Raw genomic sequence first — 17,025 nt, 5'->3', positions numbered from 1 at the left:
GGTCAGCGCTTGGTGGTCGCGGCGGTCTGGCCGAACATCACCTTCTTGGCGTCCTCGCTCATGGTCTGGCCGTAATCGGGGTTGACCTCCGGAGCCCGGGCATAGGCCGCCTGGGTGCCGGGCCGCTCCGCGATCGCAGTGAACCAGCGCTTGAGGTTGGGGTGGTCGTCGAGGTTCTGGCCCTGCTTCTCCCACGGCACGATCCACGGGTAGCAGGCCATGTCGGCGATCGAGTATTCGGAGCCTGCCACGAAGGGCCTGTCGGCCAGGCGCCGGTCGAGCACGCCGTAGAGCCGGTTGGTCTCGTTCACGTAGCGCTTGATCGCGTAGTCGATCTTCTCGGGCGCATATTGCGAGAAGTGATGGTTCTGGCCGAGCATCGGCCCGAGGCCACCCATCTGCCAGAACAGCCATTGCAGCACCTCGGCCCGGCCGCGCAGATCGCCCGCGATGAAGCGCCCGGTCTTCTCGGCGAGATACAACAGGATCGCGCCCGATTCGAACAGAGAAACCGGCGCGCCGCCGTCGGCCGGCTCGTCGTCGACGATCGCCGGCATGCGGTTGTTCGGGGCGATCTTGAGAAAGTCCGGGTTGAATTGTTCGCCTTTACCGATGTTGACCGGCTTGATCCGATACGGAACGCCGGCCTCCTCGAAGAACATCGTGACCTTGTGGCCGTTCGGCGTCGGCCAATAGTACAGATCGATCATCGGATTGTGTCCCGCTGACGCATCATCCCGGACGGTGTGCCGGCGTTCGGGATGATGCCAAAACAAAGCCCCGGCGCCTCCTCGGGGGTCCGCGATCCGGAAGGAGGCCCCAGGCCCCGGCGCTGGGGAGGTGGGCCTGCGACACGCCCCGGTCAAGCATGGTCGGAAAGGCCCGCCGCGCCAGCGCAGCCTCAGCCGCCGGCGCAGCCCTGGGTGTCCACGTAGAGGGCATAGAGCGACTGGCTCGCCGCCATGAACAGGCGGTTGCGGTGGCGGCCGCCGAAGCAGAGATTGGCGCAGCGCTCCGGCAGGCGGATGCGGCCGATCAGGCGTCCGTCCGGGTTGAACACCATCACGCCGTCGAGGGCGTGGTCGCCCATGCCCCAGCCGCACCAGAGGTTGCCGTCGGTATCGCAGCGGATCCCGTCCGGCGTGCCCGGCCCGGCATCGATCAGGACCCGGCGGTCGCGCAGGGCCCGGCCGCCGACCACGTCGAAGGCGACGATGCGGCGGGTCGGCTCCCCGCGGGATTCGACGAGATAGAGAAGCGACTCGTCCGGCGAGAAGCACAGGCCGTTCGGCCCGGCGATGGCGTGCGCGACCATCTCCAGGGCGCCGGTCTCCGCGTCCAGGCGGTAGACGTTCTGCGGCAGCTCGGACTCGGCCCGCTCGCCCTCGTAGAACCCGGCGATGCCGAAGGTCGGATCGGTGAACCAGACCGAACCGTCCCTGGCGGTGACGACATCGTTCGGCGAGTTGAGGCGCTTGCCGTCGAAGGCATCCGCCAGCACCGTGAGCGCCCCGTCATACTCGGTGCGCACGATCCGGCGGCCGCCATGCTCGCAGGTGACGAGCCGCCCCTGCCGGTCGCGAGTGTTGCCGTTGGCGAATCCCGACGGCCTGCGGAACACACCGACCGCGTTGCCCTCCTCGTCCCAGCGCAGGATCCGGTTGTTGGGGATGTCGCTCCACAGGAGATAGCGCCCGTCCCCGAACCAGACCGGGCCCTCGCACCAGCGGAAACCGGTGGCGAGCCGCTCGACCGCGGCGCTGAACACCCGGTAGCGGGCGAACGAAGCGTCGAGAATCTCGACGGCCGGATCGGGATAGAGCGCGCTCGGCGTCCACACGGGGCTGATCTCCTCACACCGGCCAGCGGATCCGGCCACGGCGTGAACGCGATACAAGATCGCCGCGGAGACGCCAGACGCAACAAGCCGAGTTGTCGAGGGTGCTGCGAGCGCTGCGGGTATCGGAGCGTATCAGGGACAGACGATGAGCAGCGCAACGCCATACACGGGAGCGACGAGGACCAAGATCCCCCACCGTTGGTCACCGCGCCGCGTCTCCACCGCCCCCCAATGGACATGCAGTCGGTTCGTCGGTGCGAGAATCAGCCCTCGCCGTCCCGATAAAAACCTTAACCGCCGTTGAATTGTCTGACAAGTGATCGAGGCATTTTTGAGCGGCCTACACCTGCGGGACGGTTAATCCAGGCGTGGGACGCCCCCCGTGGCCCGGTGCCCCGTTGCGCCCGAACCGGCGAAACGCTAGGGATCGGGGCCCGTAACGGGGTGTCGGGGTGTGGCGCAGTCTGGTAGCGCACCTGGTTTGGGACCAGGGGGTCGTAGGTTCGAATCCTATCGCCCCGACCATTCGATCAGGAGCTTGTCGAGACCAGATGCCGAGCGCCCGCATCTTCCGCCCGTCCCGGGACGCCACCCAGTCGGGCATGGCCCGCACCAAGCAGTGGATCCTGGAATTCGATCCGACCAGCCCGCGTGAGATCGATCCGCTGATGGGCTGGAACGGGTCGGCCGACATGATGCAGCAGGTCCGTCTGGAGTTCGACACGGAGGAGGAGGCGGTGGCCTACGCCAAGCGCGAAGGGATCGCCTACCGGGTCGAGCAGCCGGCCAAGCCGGTCTCCCGCAAGGGCCTGTCCTATTCCGACAACTTCAAGTTCAACCGCACGGCTCCCTGGACGCACTGAGCCGTCAGCGGCTCGATGCCGGCGTCTGGGTTCGACGCCGGCAGGCAGTTGGCCGTCGCCCCGGGGACGTGATCTTCGGGAGATCCGACCATTCCCCTCGATGTGATGGCGCCCCGCCCTTCTCGCCCACGCGGACGTCGCGAAGCGGTCTTGCGGCAGGCACGGCCCAGAGTTGCACGATGACTTGGCTTCTGCGCGTCCGCCGCGAAGGCGCGGCACGACCGGATCGAAAGCGGTATCGTCAGCCCTCCAAAGACTGAGATTGCCGGGGCAAATAGGCGACTTAAGCCTGGCTCACCGCAGCGTCGGACGGCTCGACACGTCGAGACCGTGCTAACGACAGCGCAAACGCGGCAGACCTCGTCCGTGCCGGCTGGAACGCGTCTCCGGAAGACTTGGCCGCGGGTCGGGCGGCACGGGTCCTCTCCCCTTGCGTGGCACCGTCGGGGCAGCGCCAACCCTCTCGAAACATGAGCAAAACGGCCATTCGCGATGCCGGCCGCAACGCCGTGGGGAGTGCGCCGCCGGGCCGACCCGCCATGTGTCACCTTAATGCCCCAACGCGCCACATTTCGACGCCAGCGCCAGGCAAGCCCGAGCCAAACCGACGGTTTTGCGCTAAGCGTGACGGTGGGGCGGGCTTGATCGGATCCCTGCGTAACGCCGTACCTTGGCCGTTTTCGTGGCGGACATCCGGACCGTTAAGAGACCGCAAGGGCTTGTTATCGTGACAATACGTCCACCAGCGAGTTGCCCCGCGCTCCGAATCATCGGAATAGCGTCCGGACTCGCGATTTTTGCGACGAATCCTTCTATTGCCGAGACATTGGAGAGCGCTCTCGCCAAGGCTTACCAGGGCAACCCGTCTCTGAACGCCGGCCGCGCCGGCGTCCGCGCGGTCGACGAGAACGTCGCCATCGCGCAGTCGGGCTACCGGCCGCAAGTCAATGTCGGCGCCTCGATCGGCGTGCAGTATCTCCAGACCCGCAGCGGCAGCTCCGTTTCCGCGGCCGCCGGGGCGACCAGCACGGGTGCGAGCACGGCCAGCACGGGAACCACCGGCGGGGGAACGGCGGGCTCCGCCGGAGCCTCGGGCCTCGGCGGCGCGGCCGCCGGCGCAACGACCGGGATCGGGACGGGTACCGCCGCGGGCGGGCTCGGCAACACCGGCACCTCGGCGGGCGGCCTGGCCTCGAACACCGCCGGACAGGCGGCCGGTGGTGCGACCACGACCAACGACGTGACCTCCCAGGTCGTCACGTCGAACCGGACGACGCGCACCACCTACCTGCCCAGCAGCGCGAGCCTCACCGTCTCGCAGACCATCTTCAACGGCTTCCAGACCGACAACTCCGTCCGTCGGGCCGAATCCACCGTCTACAGCCAGCGCGAGACCCTGCGGTTCACTGAGATCACGGTGCTCTACAACGCCGTCCAGGCGTATATGAACGTGCTCAGCAACACCGCGACGCTGGAGCTCAACCGGAACAACGTCGAGGTTCTGGAGGAGCAGCTGCGCCAGACGCGCGACCGCTTCAACGTCGGCGAGGTGACCCGCACCGACGTCGCCCAGGCGGAAGCCCGGCTCGCCGGTGCGCGCTCCCAGGTCAGCGCCGCGGAGTCGACCCTGCGCACCAGCATCGGCGTCTACCGCCAGAATATCGGCGTCGAGCCGCGCCAGCTGGCCCCGGGCCGGCCCCTGGACCGCTACGTCCCGGTCAGCCTCGACGCGGCCATCGCCATCGGCCTGCGCGAGCATCCGCAGGTCGTGTCGGCAATCCACGCGGTCGACGGGGCCGAGGCCCAGGTCAAGATCCTGGAGGGCCAGCTCGCGCCGTCGCTCAGCCTGCAGGGCTCGCTCAGCCAGCTCTACGATCAGAACGGGCCGAACCAGAGCTTCTTCGTCGGGTTCGTCGGCGGCCGGCTCAACATCCCGATCTACGAGGGCGGCCAGACCTACGCGCAGATCCGGCAGGCCAAGGAGACGGTCGGCCAGTACCGCATCCAGGTCGATCAGGTCCGCGACCAGGTCCGGGCGCAGATCGTCGATTTCTGGGGCCGGCTCGAGGCCGCCAAGGCGCAGGTCATCGCGGCCCAAGCCCAGGTCCAGGCCAACGAGGTGGCGCTGAACGGCGTGCGCGAGGAGGCCCGCGTCGGCCAGCGCACCACCCTGGACGTGCTCAACGCGCAGCAGGAATTGCTGAACTCGCGGGTGAACCTCATCCTGGCTCAGCGCGACCGGGTGATCTTCTCCTACGGCGTGGTCCAGTCGATCGGGCAGCTCACCGCCCGCTTCACCGCCCTGCCGGTGGAGTACTACAGCGCCAAGATCCACTACGACCAGGTCAAGGATCTGTGGTTCGGCCTGCGCACCCCGGACGGGCGCTGAGGTCTTTTCCACGGGGAGTGTGTTGCAGGCGCGCTTGCCGCGACGAATTGGCATGGAATACTGTTTGACGAGCGGCCCGATCGGGTCATCTTCCGAACATCCCCTGCCCGAGCGCGCCTGTTGATGAGTGCAGCGAGCCCCAAGATTCCGGACTCGAAATTCCAGGACAAGGCTGCCGAGAAGGCGCACGAGCCTTCGATGGAAGAGATCCTGGCCTCGATCCGGAGGATCATCGCGGACGATCAGGCGGCCAAACCCGCCGAGGTCGCGCCCGCGCCGGAGCCGGACGACGTGCTCGACCTCGCCGAGGTCGCCGAGCCGGTGATGCGGCCCCGCGCCGTACCGCCGCCGGAGCCGACGCCCGAGCCCCTCGATTTCGACGCGATCGATTTCGGGGACGAGGCCTTCGCCGAACCGGAGCCCGAGCCGGAGCCCCCGCCTGCGCGGCCGAGCCCGCCGCCGCAGCCGGAGCCGGTCGTCCAGGCCCCGCCGCGGCCGGAGCCTGAGGCCGAGACCCTGATCTCGCCGGCGACCGACGCCAGCGTCAACGGCGCCTTCAACCTGCTGGCCCACACGGTCCTGACCCAGAACGCCCGCACCCTCGAGGATCTGGTCAAGGAGATGCTCCGGCCGATGCTCAAGTCCTGGCTCGATGACAACCTGCCGGCCGTGGTTGAGCGGCTGGTGCGCGCCGAGATCGAGCGGGTCTCGCGCGGCCGCTGAGCGGCCGGCCCGCCCGCCCGGGGTCTGCCCGGTGCCGGGCGCGTGTTGACGGACGCGGCCTGACGGTCGAAAGCGGGTCCAACCTGTTGGACGAGCGCCGGCCCATACCTGCAATGATGGACAAGACCTTCGAGCCCGCCTCCGTCGAGGCGCGGATCTCCGCCGCCTGGGCGGAGGCGGACGCCTTCCGCGCCGGCCGGCCCGAGTGCGCCGGCGCCCCGCCCTACTGCATCGTGATCCCGCCGCCGAACGTGACGGGCTCGCTGCATATGGGCCACGCGCTCAACAACACGCTCCAGGACGTGCTGTGCCGGTTCGAGCGGATGCGCGGCAAGGACGTGCTCTGGCAGCCGGGCACCGACCACGCCGGCATCGCCACCCAGATGGTGGTCGAGCGCCGGATGATGGAGCGCCAGGAGCCCGGCCGCCGCGAGATCGGCCGGGCGGCCTTCGTCGAGAAGGTCTGGGCCTGGAAGGCGGAATCCGGCGGCGCGATCGTCAACCAGCTCAAGCGGCTCGGCGCCTCCTGCGACTGGTCGCGGGAGCGCTTCACCATGGACGAGGGCCTGAGCCGCGCGGTTCTGAAGACCTTCGTGGACCTGCACCGCCAGGGGCTGATCTACCGCGACAAGCGGCTGGTGAACTGGGACCCGAAGTTTCAGACGGCGATCTCGGACCTCGAGGTCCAGCAGATCGAGACCAAAGGCCATCTCTGGCACTTCGACTATCCGGTGGTGGACGATACCGGGGCCGAGACCGGCGAGATCATCACGGTCGCCACCACCCGGCCCGAGACGATGCTGGGCGATACCGGCATCGCGGTCCATCCCGAGGATGCGCGCTACACGGCGCTCGTCGGCAAGCAGGTCCGCCTGCCCCTGGTCGGCCGCCTGATCCCGATCGTCGCCGACGAATATTCGGATCCCGAGAAGGGTACCGGCGCGGTCAAGATCACGCCCGCCCACGATTTCAACGACTTCGATGTCGGCCGGCGGCGCAATCTCGGGGTGATCAACATCCTCGATCCCGAGGGCCGGATGCTGCTCGACGGCAATGCGGCGTTCCTGGCCGACGCGTCGCCCGAGCCCGAGGCCCTGGCGCTGCACGGGCTCGACCGGGCGCGGGCCCGCAAGGAGGTCGTCGCCCTGATGGAGGCGCGCGGGCGCCTGCGCGCCGTCGAGCCGAACACTCATGCGGTGCCGCACGGCGACCGCTCGGGCGTGGTCATCGAGCCCTATCTCACCGACCAATGGTACGTGAACGTCAAGCCGCTGGCCGAGCGCGCGCTCCAGGCGGTGCGCGACGGCCAGACCAAGTTCGTCCCCGAGAACTACGAGAAGATCTTCTTTCAGTGGCTCACCAATATCGAGCCCTGGTGCATCTCGCGCCAGCTCTGGTGGGGCCACCAGATCCCGGTCTGGTACGATGACGAGGGTGGGATCTTCGTGGCCGAGAGCGAGGCCGAGGCCCTGGCCCTGGCCACGGCGAAGCACGGCAAGGCTGTGCCCCTGACCCGCGACGAGGACGTCCTCGACACGTGGTTCTCCTCTGCGCTGTGGCCGTTCTCGACCCTGGGCTGGCCGGATTCGACCCCGGAACTCGCCCGCTTCTACCCGACCAACGCCCTGGTGACCGGCAAGGACATCCTGTTCTTCTGGGTCGCCCGGATGATGATGATGGGCCTGCACCTCACCGACCGGGCGCCGTTCGACACGGTCTACCTGCACACGCTGGTGCGCGACGCCTCCGGCGCCAAGATGTCGAAGTCGAAGGGCAACGTCGTCGATCCGCTTGAGCTGATCGATCAGGTCGGGGCCGATGCCCTGCGCTTCACCCTCTGCGCGCTCGCGGTCCAGGGCCGCGACATCAAGCTGTCCACTGACCGGGTCCAGAGCTACCGCAACTTCGCGACCAAACTCTGGAACGCCGCCCGCTTTGCCGAGCTGAACGGCTGCCAGCTCGATCCCGCCTACGACCCGCGGGCGATCACCGGGGCGATCAACCGCTGGGCGCTCACCGAGGCCGCCCGGGCCGTGAGCGAGGTGACGGCGGCCCTCGAAGCCTACCGGTTCAACGATGCGGCGAGCGCGGCCTACCGGTTCGTCTGGAACATCTTCTGCGACTGGTATCTGGAACTGGCCAAGCCCGTGCTTCAGGGCGAGGGCGTCGATCCGGCCGTCCGGGCCGAGACCCAGGCGACGGTGGCGTTCCTGATCGATCAGGTCGCCAAGCTGCTGCACCCGTTCATGCCGTTCCTCACGGAGGAACTCTGGGCGATCAAAGGCGCGGCGCTGCCCGAGCGCGGCCTCCTGACCCGCGCGGCCTGGCCGGATCTGGCCGGGCTTGCGGATGCGGGTGCCGAGGCCGAGGTCGGCTTCGTGGTCGATCTCGTCACCCAGATCCGCTCGGCCCGCTCCGAGACCAGCGTCCCGGCCGCGGCGCAGATCTCCCTGGTGATGGTCGGGGCCTCCCCCGAGGTCCGCGCTCGGGTCGAGGCTTGGCGAGACACGCTGCTGCGGCTGGCCCGGCTCTCGGAGATCACCTTTTCGGAGACGCCGCCGAAGAACTCGGTGCAGCTCCTCGTGCGCGGCAGCGTCGCGGCCTTGCCGCTCGAAGGCATCGTCGACCTCGCCGCCGAGGTCGCGCGCCTGAAGAAGGAGCAGGGCAAGGCGCAGGGCGAGATCAAGAAGATCGACGCCAAGCTCGGCAACGCCGATTTCGTCGCCCGCGCTCCCGAGGAGATCATCGAGGAGAACCGCGAGCGCCGCGAGGCCGAGACCGCGCGGCTCCTGAAGATCGAGGAAGCGCTGGCCCGGCTGAGCGGGGATTAGGCCGCTGAAATGGCTGGAGCGAATGGCTCAATACGGGCTCGCTCCAGCCGCAACTGGGAACCCCTCACGACACGCCCGATCATCGAGAGATCTCCCTCCGGGTGCGGCGGCATGGCGGGCGTATCGTGAAGGGCTTCAAGACGGGCCCCGGTTCACGACCGGATCGGAAATACCGCCCATTGTCGCTGAGACGCGCAACTGCGGGGCCGGGTCTGCGACGGGCGCGGCGTCGGTCAGCCCCGGGCCTGCACAGCTCCGCTACACATCTTCGGCCGCATGGTCGGATCTGCTTATGATCCCGTCGACGAGGGCTGCCCATGCGTACGCCGATCGATCTCGTTGATAAACTCGTCGCCGACGCCCAACGGTACAGTGGCATCAGCGAGCGGACAGAAATCCCGCGCGAAGCCTTGCGGGCGTTGATCCACAGAGAGGCGTCCCGACGCTCATCGCGCTCCTCGGTGACGGCCGCCAGCGCGTTCATCCGTTCGTGATCGGCGAACTCGCTTTGGGAAGCCTGCGGGACCGCACCACTGTTCTGACCCCACTGGAACGGATGCCGTCGACCCCAATCGCCGAGCCCGACGAAGTCATGCACCTCATTACGGAACAGGCGCTGCACGGCCTGGGCATCGGATACGTCGATGCACATCTCCTGGCGTCGGCGGAGCTGATGCCCGGCTCCCGGATCTGGACACGGGACAGACGCCTGGCCGCCGCGAGCGAACGGCTCGGACTGTCGTACCACGCGCCCCACTGAGGCCGAGGGCGTCGCGGTTTCGCCTCAACGGCGCGTGCCGAGGGGGCCGACGAAGGGATTGGGCGCGCTGAAGCTGCCATACGATTCGGCGGCCGAACCGCCGAAACCGTCCCCGACCGAGCCGCGCGGATGGGTGGAATAGTCGGGCGGTACGTAGATCCCGGCGCGGTTCCTGTAACCTAACTTCAGATTGTCCGGGTTCTTCGTCGCAACGCCGTCGTCGTAGCGCCGCGTGTCGATGTCTTCAATGGGATGGCGCTTCGTCTTCGTGGACTTCAGCTTGATCCGATCACCGGCAGCAGGCCTTTCATCGAAGTAGCTCCGATAATCCCCATACCTATCGGCCGCCATCGCCCCGATGGTCGATCCGACCAGAATGGCAACCGTAAACACCGTCTTCATCGCCCCACCCTCACGCATCTCACGCGGCGCCGACCGACAGGACCGAAGGTTACGGCCGCCTGCCGGGATTGATCGGACCCTATCGCACCTTTCCGGAAGCGCCGGTGACAGGCGGCACAAGCCGCGGAGTCTTCCCGAGCCGCCGTCAGGACTTGGGTTTGTCTGATCGCCCTCCGAGAGTCGGCCGAGGCCGCCTCGATTCTGCCGGACCAACGCACATGTCCAAACCGTAATTTGACCGCCACGCCGGGGTCAGGCGCCGCCCGTTACACCGATCGCATCGACCGCCGCGTTCCCGGCGGCGTCCCGATCCGTTCCAAGAGGTTGCGATCCCCATGACCGAGACCCGTCCTCAAAACACGATCGCCGGCCGGACCTCGCGCCGCGCCCTCGCCTCAGTGGCGGCTGCCGCGCTGATCGCCGGTGGCGCCCTGGGCAGCACTCTCCCCTCCGTGACCCCGGCCTTCGCCCAGGCCCTGCCCAAGACCCCGATCGAGGCCCCGGAGCATCCGCCGGGCTCCTTCGCCGGCATCGTCAACAAGGTGAAGCCGGGCGTCGTCTCGGTAAAGGTCAAGCTCGACGACTCGGCGAGCAGCGACGACGATGACGGGCCGAGCCAGGGCCGCAACCTCCAGAACGTGCCGCCGCAGCTGCGCGAGTTCTTCCGGCGCTTCGGCCAGAACGGCCCGGGCGGCATGCCGGCCCAGCCGCAGCGCCAGGGGTCGCGCGGTGCCGTCGGCTCCGGCTTCATCATCTCGGCCGACGGTTACGTTGTGACCAACAACCACGTGGTCGACCACGCCAAGACCGTACAGGTGACCCTCGACGACGGCCGCACCCTCGACGCCAAGGTCATCGGCAAGGATGCCAAAACCGATGTCGCACTCCTGAAGATCAACGAGGGCTCGAACTTCCCCTACGTCCAGTTCGGCAAGACCGCCCCGCAGGTCGGCGACTGGGTGGTGGCGATCGGCAACCCGTTCGGCCTCGGCGGCACCGTCACGGCCGGCATCGTCTCGGCCCGCGGTCGCGACATCGGCGCCGGCCCTTACGACGACTTCCTGCAGATCGACGCCCCGATCAACAAGGGCAATTCCGGCGGCCCGACCTTCAACGTCAACGGCGAGGTCGTCGGCGTGAACACCGCCATCGCGTCGCCCTCCGGCGGCAGCGTCGGCCTGGCCTTCGCGATCCCGGCCGAGACCGTGCAGGCGGTGGTCGACCAGCTCCGCACCGACGGCAAGGTCGCCCGCGGCTATCTCGGCGTCCAGATCCAGCCGGTGACGCAGGACATCGCCGAGGGGCTCGGTCTCGACAAGGCGAAGGGCGCTCTGGTGGATCACGCCGAAAGCGGCACTCCGGCGGCCAAGGCCGGCCTGAAAGCCGGCGACGTGATCGAGAAGGTCAACGGCGACACGGTGGACAGCGCCCGCGAGCTCTCGCGCCGGATCGCCAGCATGAAGCCCGGCGCGAAGGTCGAGCTGGGCTACCTGCGCGGCGGCAAGGCCGACACCGCGACGGTGACGCTCGGCGCCATGCCGACCGACGGCACCAAGGTCGCCAGCCGCGAGGACGATTCGGGCAACGGTCAGCCGCGGCTCGGCCTGAACCTCGCGCCGGCCGCCGATGTCGGCCTTTCCGAGCAGGGCGTCGCCGTGGTCCAGGTCGATCCGGACGGGCCGGCCGCCGCCAAGGGCATCGAGGCCGGCGACGTGATCCTTGATGTCGGCGGCCAAAGCGTGTCCCGCCCGGCCGACGTCGCGGCGCAGATCCGCGCAGCGGAATCGAGCGGCCGCAAGGCCGTGCTGATGCGGGTCAAGAGCGGCAAGGGCCAGACCCGCTTCGTGGCTGTGTCGTTGAGCAAGAACGCCGGCTGAGGCCGGTTCCCACCTGGCGCGGGGATTTTTCCCCCGCGCCGCCTCATGTTTCCTCCCAACTGACGCCGGCCGAACGGCCCGGCGTCTTTTTACGTTCCGGCATTAGGTGCGAGGCGCCACCGGATGTCTCCCAAGCCTTTCGTCCCGCACCGTCATTGCCAGCGGAGCGAAGCAACCCAGGGAACCGACTCGTTCGTCGAGGGCGCGCGGCACTGGGTTGCTACGCTCCGCTCGCAATGACGATAGAAGTGACGGCAGACCTGTCAAATGGACGCCGGATCGGAGGAAAGTGGGATCCCGAGCCCCTTCCCCAACCGCGTTCGGCACTTCCCCAACGACGCGAAGGCCGCGTTGGAATCGCGGGCCAGCCGCATCAGGTCGCCAAGCCGCGCCCTGCCCCGGGCGAAAGCAAAGAACACCGCGGCGATATCGGGCTCGCCGTCCGGGGTGAGCGCCTGGGCGGCGAAGGCCGGCAGCGCCTGGTTGGCGGGGTCGCAGATCACCCGCAGGGCCGCGAAGGGTAGGCCGTGGCGGCCCGCGAAGGCGGCGGCCACGTGGGATTCCATATCGACGGCCGCGGCGCCGGTCTGGGCGCGCAGCTCCGCCTTGCCTTCGACACCGAGAATCGCGGCGTCGACGCCTGCGAGGTCGGCGGGGATCACCCGGGGGCCGACCCCCGCAAGGGCGTTGAGAAGCGTGGCCGAGAGGTCGAGATCGGCGGCGCGCCGACCTTCCTCGCCGATGATTCCGGTGCCGACCACCACGTCGCCCGGTTTCAGGGACGGGTCGAGGCCGCCCGCGATGCCGAAGCTGATCACCGCCCGGCAGCCGGCCTGCGATCGGGCGTCGAGGAGCTGACGGAGGCGGTGCGGGTTGCCGCCGGCGCCGACCGCCTCGACCCCCTCCCCGGCCGCGAGACGGCGCTCGCGGGCGAGACCGGTGACGGCAAGGACGGGGGCAGCGGGATCGATCATGGCGCGCTGGTGGACCAGTCCGGCGAGCTCCGCAAGGAGCCGCGAGCGCCGGGGGGCCGGCGCCGCGGGATCGTCGTCGGAGGTGGCCACGTGCGGGATACCGGGGTTCGCGGGCGGGAGGAGGTTGCAATCCGCTCCGGCATCGTCCCGAACGGTGGCGCCGGCCCGGGGGTCGGCGCCGGGCGCGTCACATGCCGAACTGGACGCGGCGGCTGTTGGTGCGCTTGAGGTTGCGGTAGCGGGCCATCGCCCAGAGCGGGAAGAACTTCGGGTAGCCATGGTACCGCAGGTAGAACACCCGCGGGAAGCCGGTGGCGGTGTAGCGCTCCTCGTTCCAGAACCCGTCCGCCCCCTGGGTGCGCGTCAGGAAGTTGATCCCGCGGGTCACCGCCGGGTCGTCGACCGCGCCGGCCGCCATCAGGGCGAGCAGCGCCCAGGCGGTCTGCGAGGCCGTGGACGAGCCCGCCTCGAACGCCGGGTCGATCTTGTACGAGGAGGCGTCCTCGCCCCAGCCGCCATCCGGGTTCTGGATGCGGATCAGCCAGGAAACCGCCCGCTGGATCCTCGGATCGGCGGAATCGACCCCGGCGGCGTTCAGGGCGCACAGCACCGACCAAGTGCCGTAGATGAAGTTCATACCCCAGCGGCCGTACCAGGAGCCGTCCTCCTCCTGGTCGTTCAGCAGGTAGTTCACGCCGCGATCGAGCGCCCGGGAGGTGTCCCGGGTCTCGCCGAGCTGAGCCAGCATCCCGACCACGCGGGCGGTCACGTCCGCGGTCGGCGGGTCGAGCAGCGCGCCGTGATCCGAGAACGGGATGTGGTTGAGGTACATGTGGTTGTTGTCGGCGTCGAACGCCGCCCAGCCGCCATCCTCGGATTGCAGGCCCTCGACCCATTCCCGGGCGCGGGCGATCGAGGCCTTGTAGTCCGGCATGCCGGCGACCAGCCCGTGCTGGCGCATGGCGCGGTCCATCGCCATCACCACCACGGCAGTGTCGTCGAGGTCGGGATAATGGGGGTTGGCGTACTGGAACGCCCAGCCGCCCGGGCGGACCTTCGGCTTGCGCGCCGCCCAGTCGCCGACGATGTCGAGCACCTGGCGGGGCTTCAGCCAGTCGAGCCCTGCGCGGGCCTGGGCCTCGGCCTCGGGGCCGCCGGCCTCGAGCAGGGCGTGGCTGGCGAGCGCCGTATCCCAGACCGGCGAGACGCAGGGCTGGACGTAGGCCTCGTCGGCCTTCTCGACCACGAGCTTCTCGATGGCGTCGCAGGCCACGCGCACCTGCGGGTGATCGGGCCGGTAGCCCATCACCTCGTACATCAGCACCGAGTTGACCATGGCGGGGAAGATCGCGCCCAGCCCATCCTCGCCGTTCAGGCGTTCGCTGACCCAGGCGCGGGCCATCTCCATGGCCCGCTGGCGGCTCTTGCGCGGCAGGCGGTCCTCGACCAGTTGCAGCATCCGGTCGATGAAGCCGAAGATCGGCGTCCACGGCCATGTGGCGTGCGGCGAGCCCGGCCAGGTGCGGACGCTCTCGGGCGGGGTGATGAACAGCTCCTGGACGCTGATCCCGCGCGGGTTGCGGGCGCGCGGCTTGGTCGCCTGGAGCACGAACAGCGGCACCACGGTGGTGCGCGCCCAGTAGCTGATCTTGTCGAGGTGGAACGGGAACCACTTCGGCAGGAACATCACCTCCACGGGCATCACCGGCACGGCGCGCCAGGGCACCTCGCCGTAGAGGGCCAGCATGAAGCGGGTGAAGACGTTGGCGTTGGCGGCGCCGCCGCGGGACAGGATCGCCTCGCGGGCCCGGCGCATATAGGGCGCCTCGATATCCTCGCCGATCATCTTCAGGGCGAAATACGCCTTGACCGTGCAGCTCATATCGAACGGCCCCTCGTGGACGAGGGCCCAGCCGCCGTGCCGGCCTTGGGTGCGGCGCAGATAGTTGCCAATCTTGGCCTCGAGGCCGTCGGGAACCGGCGTGCCGCGGAAATGGTGGAACAGGACGTATTCGGACGGGATCGTGGCATCCGCCTCGAGCTCGAAGCAGATATGCCCGTCGTCATGCGCCAGGTTGATCAGCGAGCGCGTCGCCTGCGCCACGCCGCGCTCGACGTCGTCGAGCGAGATCCCCTGGGTCTTCGAGCGCTGAAGCGGCTCGACCTTGCTTACGGCCTCTCTCATGGTCCTCGCCTCGAACGGCCGCTGCGACGCGGCCGCCATGCCTCAAGCGGCGCCCAATGCGCCCGATACCGGCGCGCGTAGCCCGGCGCGCACGGAGGATCCGTGACGCAGCGCACGCGCAGCCGTCTTGCCCGAGCGGATCGCTCCCTCGATCGTCGATGGCAGACCGGTGGCGGTCCAATCGCCTGCCAGGACGAGATTTTCGTAGGCGGTTTCGGCCCCCGAACGACGCGCGGCCTCGGCCGGCGTCGCCGCGAAGGTCGCACGCTTCTCCTTTACGATCTGCCAGCTGGGCAGTTCCGGGGCAAGACTGCACAACTGTGCGATCTCCCCCCAGATCTGGCGGGCGAGGTCTTCCCGGGGCACGTCGAGGAGCCGGTCTGCACCGCTAATCGTGACCGAGTACCGGTCCGGATAGGCGAAAAGCCACTCCGTGAGGGCGTTTACGACGCCGAGAACGAGCGGGCTGCCGGGCTTCGGCGCCAGGGCGAAATGCGCGTTCACGATGGAGCGGAATTCCACCGGGGCGAGGAGACCGGGCAACACCTCCCGAGCCACCCAGGGCGGCAGCGCCAGGACGATTCCGTCCTCGTGGCCGATCGCCTCCGGACCGTCGGAGAACAGGAGCTGCCCGACGCGGCCATCTGTCCCCTCGAGGCCGCGCAGGCGCCGGCCTACGCGGATCTCGCAGCCCCGGGCGGTCAGGTAGCGCAGGGCCGGGTCCACGAAGGCGTAGGACAGGCCCTCGACCGCCACCAGCGGCCGGCAGGCCTTGCCGCCGGCACCCAAGGTCTCGCGCAGGATCCGGGCGGCCAGCCCGACATCGCTGTCCCGCGGCTCGGTGTTGAGCGCGGCCAGCAGGACCGGGTGCCAGAGCCGGGCGTAGAGATCGCCCTCGCAGGCCATGCTCTCCCCGATCGTGCCGCCCGCACCCTCCGGCTTGCCGGAGGCCGCGCGCAGGATCCCGAGCGGGGCGAGATAGTCCCGGGCCCGGGTGCCGGGGACGCGCCGCGACGGGCTCATCACCCACCAGGGCAGGCGCCCGGCATTGGGACGCAGGCGCCAGGTCTCGCCGGTCTTCAGGTCGGCGAAGTCGAACGCCGCTTCGTCGGGGCCGACGAGCGCGTCGGCGGGGGCGCCGACAGTCTTGAGGAAGCCCAGTGCGTCGGCATTGCCCGACAGCAGCAGGTGGTTGCCGTTGTCGATGGTCAGCCCGAGGGCCGGATCGTAATAGGAGCGGCAGCGACCGCCGGCCTGCTTGGCGGCCTCGTGCAGCACCACCTGGGCCCCGGTCTCGGCCAGCGCGACGGCCGCGGAGAGTCCCGCCAGGCCGGCGCCGACGACGTGGATGCGTCCCATCAGATCAGGCCATGCCGGAGGACGACGGCGAGCAGCGCGAGCTTGCCGGGCTTCACCCGGGCGCGGGGCATCGCCCAGCCGCGCGCGATCACCGCCTTGAGGTAGAGGTGGTAGGCCGCCGCCATTAGCCGGGCGGCCTTGGTCGCCTTGCGGGGGCTGCGCCGGATGATTTCCCAGGTCGCCTGGTAATGCTCCTCGGCCTCCCGGGCCACCGACAGGCAGACCTCGCCGATGCGCGGATGGCTGATCGCCTCCATGGGGGTCGGATCGGTCAGGCCGATGGCGGCCAGCTTCTCCCGGGGCAGGTAGAGGCGGCCGCGTTCGGCGTCCTCGTCGATATCCCGGAGGATGTTGGTAAGCTGGAGCGCCCGACCCTGGTGCCAGGCGAGCCGGATCCCATCCGCCTCCGGCATGCCGAAGATCCGCACCGACAGCCGCCCGACCGCGCTCGCAACCCGGTCGCAGTAGAGGTCCAGGGTCTCGGCGTCGGGGGCGACGATGTCCTCGACCGCATCCATGGCCATGCCGTCGATGACCGCCTGGAAATCCTCGCGCTTGAGGTCGTAACGGCGTACCGGCTCGACGAGGTCGCGCACCCGCGGCGCCGGCCGGCCGGCATAGAGGGCGTCGATGTCGGCGCGCCAGCGGTCGAGCTCGACTTGGCGCACCGCCCGGGGGCCGCCATCGTCGGCGACGTCGTCGACGGCGCGGCAGAAGGCGTAGACGGCATACATCGCCTCCCGCCGCTCCTTCGGGAGCAGACGCATGGCCGTGTAGAACGAGGAGCCGGCGGCCGGCAGGGCCGGGGCGGCGGAATCCTCG

The 17,025-nt window shown here is 69.2% G+C and carries 14 protein-coding genes and 1 tRNA gene; 8 read left to right on the top strand and 7 right to left on the bottom strand.

Annotated elements, in window-relative coordinates; all coding sequences use genetic code 11:
• Positions 1 to 2 precede the first annotated feature (2 nt).
• Positions 3 to 710: a glutathione binding-like protein gene (locus AKJ13_RS22740; RefSeq protein WP_050735407.1), complete on the bottom strand. Its 708-nt coding sequence runs from the start codon at positions 708 to 710 to the stop codon at positions 3 to 5.
• A 191-nt stretch (positions 711 to 901) separates the two neighbouring features.
• Positions 902 to 1,840 (bottom strand): SMP-30/gluconolactonase/LRE family protein, encoded by a 939-nt coding sequence (locus AKJ13_RS22735; protein ID WP_050735406.1) that lies wholly within the window; start codon positions 1,838 to 1,840, stop codon positions 902 to 904.
• A 448-nt stretch (positions 1,841 to 2,288) separates the two neighbouring features.
• Between AKJ13_RS22735 and AKJ13_RS22730 the strand changes: the two genes are divergently transcribed.
• The 7 genes from AKJ13_RS22730 (at position 2,289) to AKJ13_RS22705 (ending at position 9,406) form a co-directional block, all read left to right on the top strand.
• A tRNA-Pro gene (locus tag AKJ13_RS22730) sits at positions 2,289 to 2,365 on the top strand.
• A gap of 26 nt (positions 2,366 to 2,391) precedes the next feature.
• The gene (locus AKJ13_RS22725; protein ID WP_007561800.1) at positions 2,392 to 2,703 is read left to right on the top strand and encodes an ETC complex I subunit; all 312 of its coding nucleotides are present in this window, start codon (positions 2,392 to 2,394) and stop codon (positions 2,701 to 2,703) included.
• 826 nt (positions 2,704 to 3,529) lie between these two features.
• On the top strand, positions 3,530 to 5,092 hold the full coding sequence (locus AKJ13_RS22720; protein WP_268868441.1) for a TolC family outer membrane protein: 1,563 nt from the start codon (positions 3,530 to 3,532) through the stop codon (positions 5,090 to 5,092).
• 123 nt (positions 5,093 to 5,215) lie between these two features.
• Complete coding sequence (locus tag AKJ13_RS22715) at positions 5,216 to 5,815, top strand: DUF2497 domain-containing protein (RefSeq protein WP_200905688.1); 600 nt, start codon at positions 5,216 to 5,218, stop codon at positions 5,813 to 5,815.
• Between the two features lie 113 nt (positions 5,816 to 5,928).
• A complete protein-coding gene (locus AKJ13_RS22710; protein ID WP_050735404.1) occupies positions 5,929 to 8,646 on the top strand; it encodes a valine--tRNA ligase in 2,718 nt (905 codons plus the stop codon).
• A 317-nt stretch (positions 8,647 to 8,963) separates the two neighbouring features.
• Positions 8,964 to 9,140 (top strand): type II toxin-antitoxin system VapB family antitoxin, encoded by a 177-nt coding sequence (locus tag AKJ13_RS30665; protein WP_082317067.1) that lies wholly within the window; start codon positions 8,964 to 8,966, stop codon positions 9,138 to 9,140.
• Positions 9,137 to 9,406: a VapC toxin family PIN domain ribonuclease gene (locus AKJ13_RS22705; RefSeq protein ID WP_244471686.1), complete on the top strand. Its 270-nt coding sequence runs from the start codon at positions 9,137 to 9,139 to the stop codon at positions 9,404 to 9,406. The genes AKJ13_RS30665 and AKJ13_RS22705 overlap by 4 nt, the downstream gene beginning before the upstream one ends.
• Before the next feature lie 24 nt (positions 9,407 to 9,430).
• Here AKJ13_RS22705 and AKJ13_RS22700 read toward each other — a convergent pair whose 3' ends face one another.
• Positions 9,431 to 9,808, bottom strand: a complete 378-nt coding sequence (locus AKJ13_RS22700) for a hypothetical protein (RefSeq protein ID WP_050735402.1) — start codon at positions 9,806 to 9,808, stop codon at positions 9,431 to 9,433.
• A gap of 335 nt (positions 9,809 to 10,143) precedes the next feature.
• Between AKJ13_RS22700 and AKJ13_RS22695 the strand changes: the two genes are divergently transcribed.
• On the top strand, positions 10,144 to 11,685 hold the full coding sequence (locus tag AKJ13_RS22695; RefSeq protein ID WP_050735401.1) for a Do family serine endopeptidase: 1,542 nt from the start codon (positions 10,144 to 10,146) through the stop codon (positions 11,683 to 11,685).
• 263 nt (positions 11,686 to 11,948) lie between these two features.
• Here AKJ13_RS22695 and AKJ13_RS22690 read toward each other — a convergent pair whose 3' ends face one another.
• The 4 genes from AKJ13_RS22690 to hpnD all read right to left on the bottom strand — a co-directional run bounded on the left by AKJ13_RS22690 (position 11,949) and on the right by hpnD (position 17,003).
• On the bottom strand, positions 11,949 to 12,749 hold the full coding sequence (locus tag AKJ13_RS22690) for a phosphorylase (protein WP_082317066.1): 801 nt from the start codon (positions 12,747 to 12,749) through the stop codon (positions 11,949 to 11,951).
• A 97-nt stretch (positions 12,750 to 12,846) separates the two neighbouring features.
• Positions 12,847 to 14,844: a squalene--hopene cyclase gene (gene shc / locus AKJ13_RS22685; RefSeq protein WP_050735458.1), complete on the bottom strand. Its 1,998-nt coding sequence runs from the start codon at positions 14,842 to 14,844 to the stop codon at positions 12,847 to 12,849.
• A 42-nt stretch (positions 14,845 to 14,886) separates the two neighbouring features.
• Positions 14,887 to 16,203: a hydroxysqualene dehydroxylase HpnE gene (gene hpnE, locus AKJ13_RS22680; protein WP_050735400.1), complete on the bottom strand. Its 1,317-nt coding sequence runs from the start codon at positions 16,201 to 16,203 to the stop codon at positions 14,887 to 14,889.
• Positions 16,203 to 17,003, bottom strand: coding sequence for a presqualene diphosphate synthase HpnD (hpnD, locus tag AKJ13_RS22675; RefSeq protein WP_050735457.1), 801 nt, complete (start codon positions 17,001 to 17,003; stop codon positions 16,203 to 16,205). Before hpnD ends, hpnE begins: the two co-directional genes overlap by 1 nt.
• Positions 17,004 to 17,025: the final 22 nt, after the last annotated feature.

The organism is Methylobacterium sp. ARG-1 (assembly GCF_001262595.1).
In the GTDB taxonomy this organism is placed as follows: domain Bacteria; phylum Pseudomonadota; class Alphaproteobacteria; order Rhizobiales; family Beijerinckiaceae; genus Methylobacterium; species Methylobacterium brachiatum.
Note: the sequence above shows the minus strand (reverse complement) of the source record. Positions and strands in the feature narration are given on the sequence as shown.

Coding starts and splice junctions, on each gene's coding strand:
- AKJ13_RS22740 (WP_050735407.1), bottom strand. CDS start 710: ATGATCGATCTGTACTATTGGCCGACGCCGAACGGCCACAAGGTCACG.
- AKJ13_RS22725 (WP_007561800.1), top strand. CDS start 2,392: ATGCCGAGCGCCCGCATCTTCCGCCCGTCCCGGGACGCCACCCAGTCG.
- AKJ13_RS22715 (WP_200905688.1), top strand. CDS start 5,216: ATGAGTGCAGCGAGCCCCAAGATTCCGGACTCGAAATTCCAGGACAAG.
- AKJ13_RS22710 (WP_050735404.1), top strand. CDS start 5,929: ATGATGGACAAGACCTTCGAGCCCGCCTCCGTCGAGGCGCGGATCTCC.
- AKJ13_RS30665 (WP_082317067.1), top strand. CDS start 8,964: ATGCGTACGCCGATCGATCTCGTTGATAAACTCGTCGCCGACGCCCAA.
- AKJ13_RS22700 (WP_050735402.1), bottom strand. CDS start 9,808: ATGAAGACGGTGTTTACGGTTGCCATTCTGGTCGGATCGACCATCGGG.
- AKJ13_RS22695 (WP_050735401.1), top strand. CDS start 10,144: ATGACCGAGACCCGTCCTCAAAACACGATCGCCGGCCGGACCTCGCGC.
- shc (WP_050735458.1), bottom strand. CDS start 14,844: ATGAGAGAGGCCGTAAGCAAGGTCGAGCCGCTTCAGCGCTCGAAGACC.
- hpnE (WP_050735400.1), bottom strand. CDS start 16,203: ATGGGACGCATCCACGTCGTCGGCGCCGGCCTGGCGGGACTCTCCGCG.